The organism is Thalassoglobus sp., assembly GCF_048270125.1.
Classification (GTDB): domain Bacteria; phylum Planctomycetota; class Planctomycetia; order Planctomycetales; family Planctomycetaceae; genus Thalassoglobus.
Genome location: NZ_JBLWTN010000014.1, coordinates 46,610 through 63,019, shown reverse-complemented (window position 1 = coordinate 63,019; position 16,410 = coordinate 46,610). Strand labels below are relative to the sequence as shown.

At 50.4% G+C, this 16,410-nt stretch carries 12 protein-coding genes; 10 read left to right on the top strand and 2 right to left on the bottom strand.

The genetic code is table 11. The features are described from left to right. The first annotated feature begins 31 nt into the window (after positions 1 to 31). Positions 32 to 1,720 (top strand): gamma-glutamyltransferase, encoded by a 1,689-nt coding sequence (ggt, locus tag ACN0YR_RS15620; protein ID WP_417850177.1) that lies wholly within the window; start codon positions 32 to 34, stop codon positions 1,718 to 1,720. A gap of 345 nt (positions 1,721 to 2,065) precedes the next feature. Here the strand turns inward: ggt and ACN0YR_RS15615 are convergent, their stop codons facing one another. Then, positions 2,066 to 4,426: a BatA domain-containing protein gene (locus ACN0YR_RS15615; protein WP_417850176.1), complete on the bottom strand. Its 2,361-nt coding sequence runs from the start codon at positions 4,424 to 4,426 to the stop codon at positions 2,066 to 2,068. Between the two features lie 117 nt (positions 4,427 to 4,543). Between ACN0YR_RS15615 and ACN0YR_RS15610 the strand changes: the two genes are divergently transcribed. From ACN0YR_RS15610 to ACN0YR_RS15595, 4 genes are all read left to right on the top strand, one after another. Beyond that, positions 4,544 to 5,851 carry an acetylxylan esterase gene (locus ACN0YR_RS15610; protein WP_417850175.1) on the top strand — a complete coding sequence of 436 codons (1,308 nt, stop codon included), beginning with the start codon at positions 4,544 to 4,546 and terminating at the stop codon, positions 5,849 to 5,851. A gap of 82 nt (positions 5,852 to 5,933) precedes the next feature. Then, positions 5,934 to 7,013, top strand: a complete 1,080-nt coding sequence (locus tag ACN0YR_RS15605) for a dipeptidase (RefSeq protein WP_417850174.1) — start codon at positions 5,934 to 5,936, stop codon at positions 7,011 to 7,013. A gap of 411 nt (positions 7,014 to 7,424) precedes the next feature. Continuing rightward, positions 7,425 to 8,573: a tyrosine-type recombinase/integrase gene (locus ACN0YR_RS15600; RefSeq protein WP_417850173.1), complete on the top strand. Its 1,149-nt coding sequence runs from the start codon at positions 7,425 to 7,427 to the stop codon at positions 8,571 to 8,573. A 179-nt stretch (positions 8,574 to 8,752) separates the two neighbouring features. Beyond that, the gene (locus ACN0YR_RS15595) at positions 8,753 to 8,965 is read left to right on the top strand and encodes a helix-turn-helix transcriptional regulator (protein WP_417850172.1); all 213 of its coding nucleotides are present in this window, start codon (positions 8,753 to 8,755) and stop codon (positions 8,963 to 8,965) included. 70 nt (positions 8,966 to 9,035) lie between these two features. On the opposite strand, the gene ACN0YR_RS15590 is transcribed toward ACN0YR_RS15595, so the two are convergent. Continuing rightward, entirely contained in the window at positions 9,036 to 9,158 is a 123-nt protein-coding gene (locus tag ACN0YR_RS15590; protein ID WP_417850171.1) for a hypothetical protein, read from the bottom strand. A gap of 71 nt (positions 9,159 to 9,229) precedes the next feature. On the opposite strand from ACN0YR_RS15590, the gene ACN0YR_RS15585 reads away from it, so the two are divergent. The 5 genes from ACN0YR_RS15585 (at position 9,230) to ACN0YR_RS15565 (ending at position 16,408) form a co-directional block, all read left to right on the top strand. Beyond that, on the top strand, positions 9,230 to 10,657 hold the full coding sequence (locus tag ACN0YR_RS15585) for a ParB/RepB/Spo0J family partition protein (protein WP_417850170.1): 1,428 nt from the start codon (positions 9,230 to 9,232) through the stop codon (positions 10,655 to 10,657). A 902-nt stretch (positions 10,658 to 11,559) separates the two neighbouring features. Then, positions 11,560 to 13,635, top strand: coding sequence for a terminase gpA endonuclease subunit (locus tag ACN0YR_RS15580; protein ID WP_417850169.1), 2,076 nt, complete (start codon positions 11,560 to 11,562; stop codon positions 13,633 to 13,635). Between the two features lie 296 nt (positions 13,636 to 13,931). Next, positions 13,932 to 14,144: a hypothetical protein gene (locus ACN0YR_RS15575; RefSeq protein WP_417850168.1), complete on the top strand. Its 213-nt coding sequence runs from the start codon at positions 13,932 to 13,934 to the stop codon at positions 14,142 to 14,144. Further along, positions 14,141 to 15,727, top strand: coding sequence for a phage portal protein (locus ACN0YR_RS15570; RefSeq protein WP_417850167.1), 1,587 nt, complete (start codon positions 14,141 to 14,143; stop codon positions 15,725 to 15,727). Before ACN0YR_RS15575 ends, ACN0YR_RS15570 begins: the two co-directional genes overlap by 4 nt. Before the next feature lie 12 nt (positions 15,728 to 15,739). After that, positions 15,740 to 16,408, top strand: a complete 669-nt coding sequence (locus ACN0YR_RS15565) for a hypothetical protein (protein WP_417850166.1) — start codon at positions 15,740 to 15,742, stop codon at positions 16,406 to 16,408. Positions 16,409 to 16,410: the final 2 nt, after the last annotated feature.

The window sequence follows — 16,410 nt, the reverse complement described above, 5'->3', positions numbered from 1 at the left end:
TTCTCAACCATCCTTTATGAGGAATACTCCATTGAATAAGTCATTGCCTCTAATCCTGGGCTTGCTGCTGTCGCTCTCCGCACCTTCATATGCGGGAGGCACTCCGCAGTACGCCTCGCATGCGATGGTCGTTTCACAAACGCAAGCTTCCTCGGATGCTGGAGCCGCGGTATTGAAAGAGGGTGGTAATGCCATAGACGCCGCTGTGACAACCGCGTTTGTTCTTGCTGTGACACATCCATCTGCTGGAAACATTGGAGGCGGAGGGTTTCTGGTTTATCGACCAAACACAGGCGCCCCGACAACCTTTGACTTCCGCGAGAAAGCACCTGCAGCGGCGCACGCAAAAATGTGGCTCGACGAAAATGGCGAATACGATTCGACGAAGCACCACTACAGCCACCTTGCTGTTGGAGTCCCGGGGACGGTCGCTGGCTTGCATATGGCTTGGAAAGAATATGGATCTCTCCCCTGGGAGCGTCTTGTCCAACCCGCGATTGATCTGGCTCGTGATGGCTTTCCCGTTTCTCACGGCTTGGCATACGACCTGGAATCGCAAATCGAACGCTTCCGCCCTTACCCGGCGTCGATGGCGCAATTCACGAAGAACGGAAAGCCTTACCAACCGGGTGATCTGCTCAAGCAGGAAGACTTGGCAAAGACACTCGAACGCATCGCCAAAGATGGACCTGACGGTTTCTATCGAGGCAAAACAGCAGAACTCTTGGCTGCGGAAATGGCGAACAACGGTGGGATCATGACGAAAGAAGATCTCGCAAACTATGCCCCCGTGCAGCGAGCACCAATCGTCGGGACATACCGGGGACACGATATCATCTCGATGCCTCCTCCAAGTTCAGGAGGAATCACTCTCGTGCAGATGTTGAATATCCTCGAAGGCTTCGACTTAGAGGAAAGCCAGTTCGGCTCAGCGAAAACAATTCATCTGATGACGGAAGCGATGCGACGTGCGTACCGCAATCGGGCTCTACATTTGGGCGACCCGGAAGCAAACCCCGAGATGCCGATCGCGACGCTCACTTCCAAAGGATTTGCCCTTGAACTTCGCCAACAGATCGATTTAGACAAAGCGACCAAATCGTCGCTCACTGGATTTGAATGGCCGCACGAAAGTACCGAGACAACACACTTTTCAATCGTCGACCAAGACCGCAACGCCGTCTCTCTGACTTATACTTTGGAGAACAGCTACGGCTCTGGAATTGTTGTGACTGGAGGCGGCTTTCTGCTGAACAATGAGATGGGCGATTTCAATCCTTCCCCAGGATTAACGACAGAAACCGGACTTATCGGGACAAAACCGAATCTCACTGAACCGGGAAAACGGATGCTCTCCAGCATGACGCCCACAATTGTTGCGAAAGACGGGGAACTCTTCATGGTCACCGGCTCACCCGGTGGACGAACAATTATCAACACCGTTTTGCAAACCATCGTGAATGTGGTTGATCACAAAATGGATGCTCAAACAGCAGTCGACTCAGGGCGATTTCATCACCAGTGGTTTCCGGATCGTATTCAGTTCGAAGAGCAACGCTTCTCACCCGACACTTTGAACATTCTCAAGAAGCAGGGGCACAAATTGAGATCATCTGACCGACAAGGTTCTGCCCATATTATCGTGGTTGACCCGAAGCGGAATATCTTGACTGGCGGCGTCGACCGTCGTCGCCCCGACACCGGAGCAGCTGGATTTTAAGACTTTCTTCTTAGTTCACTGGAGAACTGAATAGAGATCGTCCACAAAAAGTAATTTCATAAAAGTCCACCAAACTATGGAACTGCTAAGCGAGCACGAAGGACTCAGCTGATGTAGTTCGGGACTTCTGGCGTACAAGACGATTGTAGCACGGGACCATTGTCCCGTCTGGAGTACGTTTCACATAGGTCTTCAGACCTCCATTTTGCCTACGGTGAGTCACTTGTTACTAAATGACTACAAAAGACACAGCAATATTGCGGCAGGCCAACTGTGAAAATGATCGAAAATGATCGAACTCGTCCGGGACAATGGTCCCGGACTACGAACGATGAGCCGACTGCGCTAGGTGACGTAACTCAGCCGGGACGCGAGCATAGGTTCGGCAATGCAAAGAAGTGCGAGGATGATCAATAGCAGCCAGCGAACTTCAGAACCGGGGGATTCGTTGCGAATCCAGTCGAAAGAGCCGGCTTGCTGAATTTCGATGTCGACATCTGGTCCAAGCTCCTGAAGCAAAGCCTCATCATTCATGATCGCAAGTGATCCTTCGCCAGCAGGGACATTTACTGCGTACAACCGACGCTCACGTTGTTGTTCCGTCGTGCTGAGTACCAATTCATAAATTCCGGGCTGGTCTGTTTCCTTGTAGACAACATCAATCGTCGGGACGTCCGCCCGATCTTCATCATCTTCGCTGGATGAGGGAGTTGCCTGAATTCGGTTGATCTGATCATTCGGTGAGATCACTTCAACGTCTGGTGCATAGAACGCCTGATTCAGATTAATAGCGAGCGGCTTCCCTGACTCCAACTGGGGAAGTGTTCGATCAGAACGAACAAGATGCTTGGCAAGTTCAAGTTGGAAAACGGCAAAGCTGAAACTCCCTGGACCGTTTGCCCAGTTTGTCCAGATGACTCCTTCTGGATTCATCAGCGGACCAGCAGCGGTCAAACATGTGATGATTTTCCCGTTTCCATATTGGTGTTCCAAAATGAGCGGCTGTTCCTGACGGAGAGTCGCTAAAACGTTGACATCCTTGGTGATGTTCGCCTGTGATTCCAACTTCTCTGCGAGCGGATAGGCGAGATTGACAAAAATCAAGTCGTAAATTGGAACGTCGACGTTCGAGAACAATTTGAAAATCGGATGGGTTCCGGGAACAAGATCTGGCTGAATAGCAGCGGCTGAGATCGGACGATCAGTGAGTCGAGGAGCTGCACCAATCCGAACAGGAAAGAGTCCACTCTCGGCGTTGAAAACTTTCTCGTTGTAAAACGCCGGACGGACTGCATCGCCCAAGTACCAGACCAGCCCCCCTCCCCCTCGAACATACTCTTCCAGAGCAGCAACCGCGTCGGCTGCGAGTTCCGGAACATTGATGAGGTAAACGAGATCGTAATTTTCAAGCGGTGTCCGTCTGAGATCTTCCGGAGTTTGGATACTTGTTGCGAAACCGGTGACGGACGTGTTGGCTGCCAAGGCATCCGCAACATAAAACGCCTGTTCTGTCGCTGGAGAGCCATCAATTATGAGGACTGGATTCTGTTCCGGAACATCGATCGCCAGAAAACGCTGATTGTCAGCTTCGAGCGAATCTTCCCGAATCGTCAGCTTGACCTGATGCGGTTCGGCAGTCGGAAAAACAACATCAAAGGATCGTGAGATCGATTCTCCAGCGGGGATGGTCTGAAAATCGATGGTACGGGGAAGTCGGCTCCCGTTGATGAAAAGGTCTGCTCGTACATCCTCAGCGACTCGTGTCCCCCAGTTGCGAATTGTCGCTTCGAGAGTCACGGGCACCCCAGCGGCTGCGACTTCAACTCGGCCTCCAAGTTCCGTCACGCTTAAGTTTTCATGACTCTCTGATACACATTTCACCAGATTCAGCTTGATATTGGCTTTACTCAGCGATTTGAGAACACTGGCTGCGGACTTGTTGTCGATCCAGTCCGAGTTTCTGAAATCGGAAATCACGTGAACCTGTCGAACAGCTGAGCGATCTTCCGCCAGACGTTCTTGCGCCCGTTGCAAAGCTTTCGCCGGATCAACTGCTTGATGCGTAGCTGCGAGAACATCAAGTCGTTCAGAAAGTTCGACGAGTAGATCCTCGGTGATATCGGTTTCGCTCAGCCCGGAGAGTGTTTTCTCTGGATCCGACATGAGTATCAATGTGAAGACCTGCGAACGCGGAGTTTTCGCCCCTTCAGCGACGAGTCGCCGGATGACTCCTTTGGCTTCATCGAAGACTGTCCCCTCAGCGAGGCGATCCTGCATCGAGACGGAGTCGTCAAGAATGACGACATGGTGAGACTTTGCTCCTTGAAAGAGCGAAAGCTGATTCGGATCAATGATGAGTCGAGCGATTAACGCCACGACAATCAACACCATCAAGACTCTCATCAACAGTAGAAGTATCTGTTCGATGAGAACACGCCGTCGATTTTTTTTCTGGCTGGAAAGGAGGAACTCCATCGCGGCAAAGCGAACACGGCGATACCGCATACGATTGATGAGATGAATGATGATCGGCGCAGCGACCAGCAACATCCCGGGCCAGAAAAATGATGGATTCAGAAAATGCTGAAGAATCCAGGAGGTCATATCGACTTTCGTTTCATTCCGTTTAAGGTCATCGGCAACAGTGTATCGATTCCGCTCGCGAGAGTCTTGTGAACCTCGACAGGTTCTCGGACTCCACTGCACAATTCGGCTTCGCTGTTCAACCGCCAAAGAATTGTACCGGTCGACTGGCAAAAGCGAAGCGGACTCATCAACATTGCAGTCGGCAAATGAAGAATTTTTCTGGAATGAGCAAACACAATGACAATTCGACGATCCCGCCTGCTGTTCGCAGCGATTCTATATGTTCTCAGCACGAGTAGCCTCTTCGCACAAAACGTCCCTGCACCGAACTACGACGAGAGCAAAATACCGGAATTCAAGCTTCCTGACCCCTTCGTCCGTGTCGACGGAACGAAAGTTTCGCCACGAAAATGGCATGAAGAACGCCGCGAAGAAATCATGGAGATCTTCGGGAAGGAAATGTACGGTATTGCTCCCCCTGGCCCCAAGGTGCTCGAGTCTGAACTCATCAACCAGGATGAAAACGCTCTCAACGGAAAAGCTGTCCGTGAAGAAGTTGACATTACACTCGCCAATGGAGAACCGCCATTGAAGATGAGAATGCTCATTTATCGCCCGAAAGGGAAGAAAAATGTCCCAGTTTTCCTGACGTTAAATTTCGGAGGAAACCATTCGATCAATGCCGACCCGGCGATTACTCTCAATAAAAACTGGATGAGAAATCGGGCGGACCGAGGCTACGTTGACAACAAAGCCACTGAAAAAACTCGCGGAACAGCGGCATCTCGCTGGCCTGTCGAAATGATTGTGGATCGAGGGTACGCACTCGCGACGATTTATTACGGCGACATTGACCCTGACTTCGATGATGGTTTCCAGAACGGTGTCCACCCTCATTACTATGCAAAAGGACAGAAGAAACCTCGCCCTGAGGAATGGGGCAGCATTGCAGCCTGGGCTTGGGGATTGAGTCGGGGACTCGATTACTTCAAAACGACGAAAGATATCGATGCGGAACGTGTCGCCGTCATGGGGCATTCACGACTCGGAAAAACGTCTCTCTGGGCAGGTGCCAACGACGAACGTTTTGCACTGGTCATTTCAAACAACTCTGGGTGTGGCGGTGCCGCACTTAATCGTCGACGAATCGGAGAATCGGTCACTCGCATTAACACATCGTTCCCACATTGGTTCTGCGACAACTTCTTGAAATACAACCATAACGAAGACGCACTTCCCGTCGATCAACACTTGCTCGTTGCATCAATTGCACCGCGCCCGGTATACATCGCCAGTGCCGTCGAAGATACGTGGGCTGACCCCAAAGGTGAGTTCCTTTCCGCGAAGTATGCTGATCCAGTCTACCGCGCACTCGGAACCGATGGACTCGGCGGAGAGGCTCCACCAGAAGAGCAACCTGGAGTTGATCAACCATTAAAGACCGGGACTATTGGCTATCACGTTCGATCTGGAAAGCATGATGTGACAGATTTTGACTGGAGCCAATATCTCGACTTTGCAGACCTGCACTTAAAAAACAAATAGTCCATCCCCGTAATCTTAACGATTAGCGATAACTCATAACGACGTGACGAACGTCGACATAGACCTAGAGAAAGATTGTTTCATGCTCATCTTTGACGCACACCTTGACCTCGCCTGGAACGCAGTCGAGTGGAATCGAGATCTGGAATTAACGGTTTCCGAACTCCGCGAGTTTGAGAACAACTTCGAAGGCATCATCCCTGGTGCTTGTACGGTTTCGTACCCTGAACTCGAACGTGGTGGAATTGGGATCGTAATTGCCACACTCCTGCCACGTTTGCACCGCAAACACAAAGAACTTACGTTCTATCAGGGACGCGAATCATCCTACGCAGCTGCTCATGGTCAACTCGCATACTACCGCTCAATGGAACGAAAAGGCGTCCTGAAAAGTCTTCCAGACCGAGCGGCACTCGCGGAACATGCACAACTCTGGCGAGACTATCTCGCGTCACCGACTGGCGAAGCCCCGCCGATTGGTTACATCCTCAGCATGGAAGGAGCTCCTCCAATTCTTGAACCAGCACAAGCCGGTGAATGGTTCGACGCAGGACTACGAATTGTTGGCCCCGGACATTATGGGCCAAATGAATACTGTCACGGAACCGGAAGCGAAGGTCCGCTGACTGAAGATGGAGTACAGCTATTGAAAGAGATGGACTCTGTCGGATTGCTGCTCGATGCCACTCACCTTGCTGATGAATCGTTCTGGCAGGCACTTGACGTTTTCAACGGTCCCGTTCTGGCAAGCCATCACAATTGCCGAACACTCGTCCCTGGCGATCGCCAACTCGACGATAATCAAATCAAAGCGTTGATCGAGCGAGGTTCCGTCATTGGTGCAGCCTTCGACAACTGGATGATCAAACCTGGATACGTGAAAAAAGTAACCTCTGCCGACCTCGTCAAAATCGAAGATGTCGTCGACCACATCGACCACGTTTGCCAACTCGCTGGAAACGCAAATCACTCCGGAATCGGAACGGATCTCGATGGAGGATTCGGCAAAGAGCAATGCCCCGGCGACCTCGACACCATTGCCGATCTGGTCAAGATTCCAAATATTCTCGAATCACGAGGCTACAGCAGCGAAGACATCGAGAAGATCATGAGCAAAAACTTCGTCGACTTCTTCGAGAAAAATCTCCCGGAAGCAAACTGACTGCTGAAAATAACTTGCATACGGTCAGCCAGAAGACGACTTGATCATTGAAGTGCAACAGTGAGCCGGGATCGAGGAAACTCGCTCCCGCTCCTCAGCACTCTCACCAAATCTCTCCAACCGCTCGCAGCCGACAGCATTTTTCGCATTGGCGTTTGCGTAGTCAGAAATCAAGAGCAGAAGCTTGAACCCTACAGTTTCCCAAAACGCGAAGCACCGCATTCTTAAGCCATAAAATAAAAAATCCCGGAAACAGAGAGTCTCAAACACGCGTTGCGCGTGGTGTTTGCTGTAGTTTGATTGACGTTGCTATTTATGCGGTGAAATCGCTTTATCCCGAAAACTATCTTTGCTAAAATTTGCCACGATATGACCTAATTTAACCCCAACTGTTGCGCAGGAGTTGCGCCGATGGCAAAACGGCAGAAGCTGACAAACCGATTCATCGCTGATTTATCGAATGATTCAAAAAAAGCGATTCACTTCTACGACACCGAGGTGAGGGGGTTCTGTGTCACTGTTACCCCGAATCAAACAAAATCTTTTTACTACGTCGGGCGTATCAATGGGCGTTCTCGGCGGGTGATGCTTGGTCCATTTCCTGAAATGACAGCCACAGAGGCTCGCCAGTGCTGCCGGGAAACGATTGTGGAAGCGGCAAAGGGACAGGACATTTCATCACGCAAAGCGTCACATCGGCGAACTCTGGGCGAACTGTTTAATCTTTATCTGACAGTTCACGCCAAACCGAACAAACGGACTTGGAAAAGTGATGTGCGGGACTTTGAACGGTTCTGTAATTCGTGGAAAGCTCGGCCAGTCGTAGAAATTCGGCGGGGCCATATCTCAGATTTGGTTGCCACCATCGCAGCTGAAAACGGGCCGGGTCCAGCTCACAAATGCCGCGCGTTGCTCTCGAAGATGTTCAACATTGCCATCAAGCATGAATGGGTGGAATTCAATCCAGTCACCGGAACCGACAGGCCACAAATTGAAAGTCGAGACCGGTATCTCAGGCCGGAAGAAATCGAGCGATTCTTTGAGGCGGTTGAGCAGCTGCAACGGGAAACATCCCGGGACTTCATCAAGCTGGCAGTCTTCACCGGTGCCAGGCGTTCGAATCTTTGCGAGATGCGATGGGAAGAACTCGACTTGAATCGGGGCGTCTGGACGATTCCAAAAGAGAAATTCAAAGGGAAGCGGGTCCACACTGTCCCACTGATTCCACAAGCTCTTGAAATCCTACGCAAGCGCAAGGCAGATGCAGTCTCAGGCGTTCCATGGGTTTTTCCGACTGGAAGTAAGGCCGGGCACATGATGGACCCAAAGGCCGCAATGCAGCGAGTGAAGGAACTTTCAGGAATCAAAGACCTACGCTTTCATGATCTTCGGCGAACGATGGGCGCTTGGCAGAACAACAATGGAGTCCCGACCAGAATGATTCAATCGACTCTAGGCCATGCCGACATTGCGACCACAGCAGCGGCATATTCTCCCTCAGAAGTGGAGCCAATTCGGGCTGCAATGATAAAAGCAGTGAATGCGATGCAAAAAAAATGAAATATTTTTTACGCGTAAACCCTTATGGTATTAGTTGTTAACTAACACGCTTGTTTAAATCCGGTCGAATACTGGTCAACAGTTCGGAACAACTCCAAAAGTCGCTTTACCCGCTTGCACATTTCCGCATAATTAACCTCATCAACCTAACACAACCTGCAACACTTGAGGGGTTATTTATGGCAACTTTCACTGCACCTATTAAGCTTAGCCGGGCCGACGCAGCCAGCTACATCGGCGTGACGAAGCCAACTCTTGCAACCTGGGCCAGTCTCGGCAAAGGGCCGAAATTCGTGAAGGTGGGCTCAAAAGTCTTCTACCTGCAGCGTCACCTTGACGAGTATCTCGAATCGCGAGCAACCAATTGCTCTAGCTCGCTAATCAACAAATGAAGCCCCGTCGTTGGCGCGACGAGGCTTCGGAAAATTGAATTCCCACACCGTGCAAGCATAGGAGATTCCGCTAAATGGTACAGAACCGCAATCCGGTCGTCCACCACGGGCATTCTCTGCGAACGCGAGCCCCATCTACGACGCTGAACACGTCAACGATGTCTGCCGGGCTTTTGTAATAAAAAAGCCCCATCACTAAATCTTAGTAGTGATGAGGCTTTTGCATGTTCTCGCACAACACGCAATCAAGTGGCTGAACATATAATGTCTAACACACACTCAAAAATCAATAGAAAATCCTCGTCGGGTCTAAGTAATGGCGAATCGGTAAGAGCTCTTTCAGAGATTCGACCGAGCCCTGAAAACGACAAATTGTATCGACCGATCAATCCCGATGATCCGGAAATCATCGCGCTCGCCAATAGCATAAAGAAGCACGGACTTCTGCAACCGATCGTCGTCACCAGGGACGGGTTTATCATCTCAGGCCATCGCAGGTTTGCGGCTTGCAATCTCGCAGGGCTTGCGACCGTTTCAGTTCAGACAGTTAATGTATATCGCCAACATGACATCAACCGATTCACGGTTTTACTGCGAGAGCATAACCGTCAACGTGACAAGTCGAACGCAGAAAAGCTACGAGAGGAAGTTCTTCAGGTTAATCCTACGGTTGCGTATCAGACACTCATTTCGCATCGACAGGAAATTGCCAATGTCGATGTGGATGAGATTGTGCTTGGCGAGTGTCGGAAGCGTTCGAAGATCAGCAAGGCGAAGCGAGAGTTTCGTGATGCGATTTATGATGTGGTCTATCAATACCGCGAGCACTGGCCGCTAACTGATCGTCGCATTCATTACTTTTTGCTCAACAATCCACCAATGAAAAACACGGTCGGGAAGAATCGAGCAAGATATCAAAACGACCAGCACAGTTATGACAATCTGACAGACATGCTGACCAGGATGCGGTTGAATGGTGACATCCCCTTCAAGTGTATTGCCGACGAAACAAGGCCGGTTGAGACATGGAACTGCTACAGCAGCGCACGACCTTTCTTCCGGGGTCAACTAGATGAATTCTGCCTGAACTATTGGCGAGACCTGATGCAGTCTCAGCCGAACCATGTCGAACTCTTAGCGGAGAAGAACACTGTTTTTCCGACTGTGAAGTCAGTCGCCATGAAGTATTGCATTCCGGTGACATCTGGACGGGGGCATTCTTCGTTGGATCCTCGTCATCAGATTTATCAGCGGTTCAAAAAGAGCGGAAAAGAGAATCTGATCCTGATTATCGTGAGCGACTTTGATCCAGCTGGCGAATGTATCGCTGAGTCATTCAGTCGCAGCATGAGAGACGACTTCGGGATAGAGGGCATCATTCCAGTCAAAGCAGCACTGACACACGAACAGGTGTCAACGCTGAGCCTCACGGTTGATGGTCTGACACCGAAGAAGAACGATAAGCAACGAAAAGTCTTCGAGGAAAAGTATGGTGCTGACCAAAAGTGTTTTGAGCTCGAGGCGATTGAGCCGGAAGCGTTGTCAAAAATCATTACAGAAACGATTGACTCAGTAATCGACCAGGATGCGTTCAACAACGAACTCGACAACGAAAAGCAGGACGCAGCAACACTTGAGATGGTCCGCAAACAAGCTGTTTACCAGTTGCAGGACTTACTAAACGACATTTGAAACTAAAAACACCACCTAGGTGGCGAAAACCAAATTCACGACAATTTAGAGAGTTAATCAGTTGCCTACAACACAATTAGAGACCCGCAGAAGATCGGCAGAGATGCCAGGCGGTTGGGAGTCTACGCCATTGGGTGTTGTAGTGATGCAATGTGGTCTCGGGGATGACTCGCACTCATCAAGCACGGTCTACCGAACAATTAAAAATCCCGGCTCTGTCAGCCTACAACCGGGTCCATTGACGCTACGGTAACTCATAGCCGGTAACACGTCACCACATCGTACGCCATCTGATTCATTCATCAGTGTCCACTAAGTTAAGGTCACTGGGATATGGCAGCGGTGCGCAATAAGCGTGAAAACAACACTACCGAATCTAGAACTGTTAGTGGTAATTGGCAATGGTTTCGATGGTTAAAACTAGAGTTGTCATGCTTTGGAAGTAACACCGCAATTGAAGTGAACAGCCTTTTAACGTCGTAATGACAGTGGGCTTCTAAACTTAATTCATCGCGTCAACACAAAGTGAACAGCGAGTGAACAGCCAATGAACAGCCAATGAACAGCGACGACTGGAAAGCCTGTGAGAGTGAGAAGACACAGGGACGACGACCGGATCCAACACCGGAACAGATTCGCGAACGATGTTTGCAGATTCAAAGCGAGTGGACTGAGGCCGAACGTGAAAGCAGGAGTTGCTACAAGACGAGGCCGATCACGATGGACTCGCAGAGATACCAGGTCGCAGGGGTGGCCGGGGTGGACGTCGAATGAGGCGGAAGGGGGGCGGGACAAAAAAGCTACCTTGCCGGGTTCGTTGCTCTCGAGGTGCTTTGTATGGCGAAAAATTTGTCGATAGTGAGTGAGGAATGACAAGCAACAGGGACGCACACGCATCGTTGATGCGACGTAAGCGAGCATCGGAACGGGACTTATCTATTCCAACTCCGGTGAATCCTGAACGTCGCAAGGCGGCTCTGGCTAATCATTACGTTTTCATGGAAACCTACTTTCCGGACACGTTCTATCAGGGCTGGACGGAAAATCGTCGTGCGATGGTTGACGCAATCTTCCGGTCGTTGAAATACAAGACAGCGGAGGGGCTCGCAGCACCACGCGGCGAAGGAAAATCGACCATTGCCAAAGTGATTTTACTTTACTGCATCCTGAAACGACTGGTCAGGTTTGGGCTGATCATTTGCAGCACATCCGAATACGGTGACCAGCGGCTTTCAGATTTGAAAAAACTAATGGCGAGACCGAAGTCAAAAGCATTTCGCGAGGACTTTCCAGAACTGTTTGTTCCGTGTTCCGACGTGGACAAATCCGCACACCGGGCGAAGGGGCAGACGATAGGCGGAGAGTTGACAAACGTTGAGTGGACGAAGAATCAGATTGTTCTGCCGACTGTCACGCTTCGATGGTGTCCTAATTGCTTGACTGAAAATGTCGCTGAGTCTCAGGGGACAGGCAATAAACTCACCTGCCAGGATTGTGGCAACGGATTTGAACCATGGGAGGCTGGTTTTTCCGGAGCCATTGTTTCCGCCAAGGGGATCACCGGCAGTATTCGCGAACAAAATGTTGATGATGAACGTCCTGATTTAGTGCTGATTGACGATCCCGACGATGAAGAAAGTGCCGACTCTCTCACTAAAACCCGCAAAGCCGTCAAGAAAATCAACCAGTCAATTCGCGGGCTTGCGGGTCCGGGGGAGTCGCTCGCACGGGTGATGCTTTGCACGATCATCAATCGGCAGTGTGCCGCGTTCCTCTTCACTGATCGGAAGTTGAACCCCACATGGAACGGAAAGCGATTCCGCCTGATCAACAAGTGGCCTACAAACATGGAATTGTGGGACGAGTATGTTGAAAAGTTTCGAACCGATCTTGAAGAAGGTGACGAATTTGGACGGCGTGCACACCAGTTCTATCTCGACAACCGAGAGGCAATGGATGCAGGGGCTGAACTCAGCAACCCGTACCGCTACGACGACACGAAAACGCCAGACGGATCACCACGCGAAGTATCCGCACTTCAGCAATGTTTTAACGTCATTGCGGACATCGGTCGGGGATCATTCGACACAGAATTTCAGAATGACCCACCAAAAGCAGAGTCGAAGTCAACCGAATCATTAACAGTGGGCATCGTCTCAGGTTCACGCGAAAAGTATGCAGGCCGCTTGACTGGTGAGAATCCGAGAATCGTTCCTGAAACAACGGAGTATTTGACCGCATTCGTGGACGTTCAAGGCGGCTGGTTGTGGGTCGAGGTGACCGCATGGAGCGCAGGCCGATGTGATGTCATCGACTATTTCTCATTCGGTCGAAATATCCTCACTTCGCAATACGGTCAGCACACAGCGATTGTTGAACGGTTGGGTTCTCTAAATGAACACTGGAAAGCAAACCCGTATCTCTTCAAATCAGGAACAAACTTCAGTCTGAGTTGCGTACTGGTTGATTCAGGATTCGAAGCGCCTGCTGTTTACGATGCCGTACTTGAAATTGGTGGGGTTTGGCGAGCTGCAAAAGGGGACAGCAAGTACGTTCATCCCAAAAAAGCAACGCAGGGCAAGGTCACCAGCGCGGACGGCTCACCATGGTGTCTGTCAGTGATCCAACATGGTGAAAAGCTTGTTCACTTAGTGCTGTATGACCCGGACTGGTGGAAGCATCGTTGCCAAGAGCAGTGGCTCATCGAACCAATCCAGGGGGCGAAAAACGCGGTTTATCTCTTTGGGAGCAACCCGAATGAACACCGGGAATTCTCTCGACAAGTCGCATCCGCAAAGTTTGTGACAGAGTTCGACCAGAAGACCGGGGAAAAATCGTACTGGCTGGAATCACGGGACAACCACTTGTGGGACTGTCACACCGGAAATCATGTCGGTCGGTCATTGTGTGCAGATTCAAAAGTTCGAGCGGCATCGGCGGGAAATCGTCGGTACGGAGTTATTAGTAAACGCCATTGAGGAAAATAGAGTGGTAAACAAACGAAGCACAAAACCCAAGAAAGGCAAAACTCCATCAACGGGACTGCCTGCATCCCCGAATCGGTATGTTACACCGGATTGCCCTAGCTGCCGATCAGCAGCGACAGGGACATATAAAACATATCAGTTCATCCGTTACTGTAAATGCAAACGATGCGGATACACTTGGAGTGAAGGAAGGTCACAACGATAACAACATCAAGACAAGCAACGTGAATAAGTTTTCGTGGTAATGTGGTAATGATTTATAGATTGAACTCTTTATAAATGCAGTTATGAGCGATTATCAAACAGCAGCCAATGCCGCAATTGACCACCTAGCCGAAAATGCTGGCGGAATTGTTGAGGAGTACACCACCGAGGACGGGCGATCTGTTCGACGTGGCAAGGCTTCTGAGCAAATCGACGCAGCTCTGAAACTTGAAGGCATCGCAAATCGACGCCGAAACGGTCTCTTCAGGGTCGCCAAGATGCAGGAGCCAAAATGATCGGACGTGCAATCGACAGCATTGTTGGAGTTATCTCACCAGCAGCCGGGGCACGTCGTGCACATGCTCGCGAGGTGATGCGGAAAGTCTCACAACGAAGCTACGACGCAGCTCGCAAGGATCGACGGTTGTCGAGTTGGAGAACTCAAAACCGCTCTGCCGACTTGGAAATGCTCGCAGACGTCGACACTGTACGAGCTCGGTCTCGCGATCTTGTTCGAAACAACCCGTACGCTCGGGGAATCTTGCGGGCACAGATTCGAAACATTGTTTGCACTGGGATCGTTCCCCAGGCACAGGTAGAACTGGAATCGGAAGAACAGAGTGATCTCTTCAATGAAAAGGTAGAAGACCTATTTCGACGATTTAACGAAGAAGCGGACATCACAGGGCGATTGACGTTCTACGAAATGCAACAAGCGATCATTTCTGAACGCTGGGAAGCTGGGGAAATTCTAGTCAGGTTTGTTCGGGTCGATGACCGTGCGAGCGCCATTCCGCTAAAACTTGAGCTAATTGAAGCGGATCGTCTGGCGGGGGATCATCTATTTCCACGCGGAATGAATAAAGAAACCGGAAATGAAGTTCGACGTGGAATTGAAATTGATTCTAACGGAAAGCCGGTTGCCTATTGGATTTACAAGACTCACCCCAATGACTTAAACACTAGGCAACTGAAAGCTGAACGATACCCAGCTGATGATTTTCTACCTTTATTCAAACCCACTCGAGTTGGACAAACGCGAGGCTTTCCCGAACTTGGAACCGTGGTCACATGGATCAAAGGTGTTGACCGCTATTTGGCGACGGAACTTGAAGCCAGTGAAGTTGCTTCATGTTTCACTGTCGCGATTAAAACAACAGGAGGCGGGGCCGATGGTGGATTGCTTCCATCGTCTGGCGGGGCATCAGAAGACACTCGCGGAAACTCATTCGAACACATTGAACCGGCAACAGTCGCGCGGCTGTTCCCAGGTGAAGACATCTCGGTGATCAATCCGAGTCGCAACCATTCCGATTCGGGCGAATGGATTGCATTGATGCAACGCTCAATTGGTGTTGGGACGGGGCTTTCATACGAGCGACTCACACGCGACTACTCAAAGACCAGCTATTCAAGCAACAGGGCTGGCGATCTCGAGGACAGGCGAGAGTTTCGGATCGAACAACAATGGTTGATCGGTCACTTTTGTCGTGAAGTCTGGTTGCGATTTATGGCAGCGGCTGTTTCTTCGAGTATCGACTGGATGCCAGATGAAATGCAATTCATCGCTGAATTTGACAAGTGGACCGCTCACTATTGGCAACCACCGGGCTGGGAATGGGTTGATCCGAAGAAGGAGTCAGACGCTTCGAGTAACAGCATCTCGAGTTTTCAGTCAACGTTGCGTGATGAAATCGCCAAGAAGGGCGGTGACTGGAGAGGAGTTCTCAAGCAACGCGCCAAGGAATTGCGGTACTTGTCAACACTCTTAAATGTGCCCATCTCAACAATCCTGAATGGATCTGGGGCAAACGCTCCAAACGTGGATAACAAATCTCTTTTAGACAAGCTGGAAGATATGGAACCAGCAACCAATTAAGGAATTGAAATTATGACAGTTGAACGCGGTACAAAATCATTTAACGACCATTTCGACCGTGCCCAAATTCTCACGACGACTCCAGGCCACAACGGTTGGACTGTTGCGGACACATCATCGTCCGGAACGCCGACATACCTCACGACTGCTGACGGCTTGAAGCTGACACTGGCAGCCACCAGTGAGCCAGAAATCGTTACGGCGTACCAGAATGATATTCTGTCATTCAAACTCGCAGACATTCAGCGGGTTGATATGACGTTACTGGTTGCTGGAATTGATGCCGCAACGACTCTCGTTTTCGGAGTTGGCTCGGCTCAGAATGACACTGCTGACAGTGTTGCGAATCACGCGTGGTTTCGTATTCAAGGGTCGGTTTCAACATCAGCTGTCGTTGCTGAAACTGACGACGGAACCAACGACAACAACGACGTTGCCACTGGTGCAGGTCTTGCTGATGTTCTGAAACGTCTGGTGATCGACTTGAATGATCTCCGGAACGTCAAGTTCTACATTGATGGCGAACGGGTTGCCGAAGGAACGACGTTTGATATGTCCAACGTTGCCAGCGGTGCAGGTGTGCAACCATTCATCCAGTTGCAAAAAGCCAGCGGAACCGGAACCCCATCAGTCACGATTCGCAAATTCAAAATCGACTCCACATATTCATACGGAGCGTAAAC

Excerpts from the sequence above, each read along its gene's own strand:
- ACN0YR_RS15575 (WP_417850168.1), top strand. The coding sequence starts at position 13,932 with ATGAGCGATTATCAAACAGCAGCCAATGCCGCAATTGACCACCTAGCC.
- ACN0YR_RS15585 (WP_417850170.1), top strand. The coding sequence starts at position 9,230 with ATGTCTAACACACACTCAAAAATCAATAGAAAATCCTCGTCGGGTCTA.
- ACN0YR_RS15610 (WP_417850175.1), top strand. The coding sequence starts at position 4,544 with ATGACAATTCGACGATCCCGCCTGCTGTTCGCAGCGATTCTATATGTT.
- ACN0YR_RS15580 (WP_417850169.1), top strand. The coding sequence starts at position 11,560 with ATGCGACGTAAGCGAGCATCGGAACGGGACTTATCTATTCCAACTCCG.
- ACN0YR_RS15595 (WP_417850172.1), top strand. The coding sequence starts at position 8,753 with ATGGCAACTTTCACTGCACCTATTAAGCTTAGCCGGGCCGACGCAGCC.
- ACN0YR_RS15605 (WP_417850174.1), top strand. The coding sequence starts at position 5,934 with ATGCTCATCTTTGACGCACACCTTGACCTCGCCTGGAACGCAGTCGAG.
- ACN0YR_RS15600 (WP_417850173.1), top strand. The coding sequence starts at position 7,425 with ATGGCAAAACGGCAGAAGCTGACAAACCGATTCATCGCTGATTTATCG.
- ACN0YR_RS15565 (WP_417850166.1), top strand. The coding sequence starts at position 15,740 with ATGACAGTTGAACGCGGTACAAAATCATTTAACGACCATTTCGACCGT.
- ACN0YR_RS15570 (WP_417850167.1), top strand. The coding sequence starts at position 14,141 with ATGATCGGACGTGCAATCGACAGCATTGTTGGAGTTATCTCACCAGCA.
- ACN0YR_RS15590 (WP_417850171.1), bottom strand. The coding sequence starts at position 9,158 with ATGGGGCTTTTTTATTACAAAAGCCCGGCAGACATCGTTGACGTGTTC.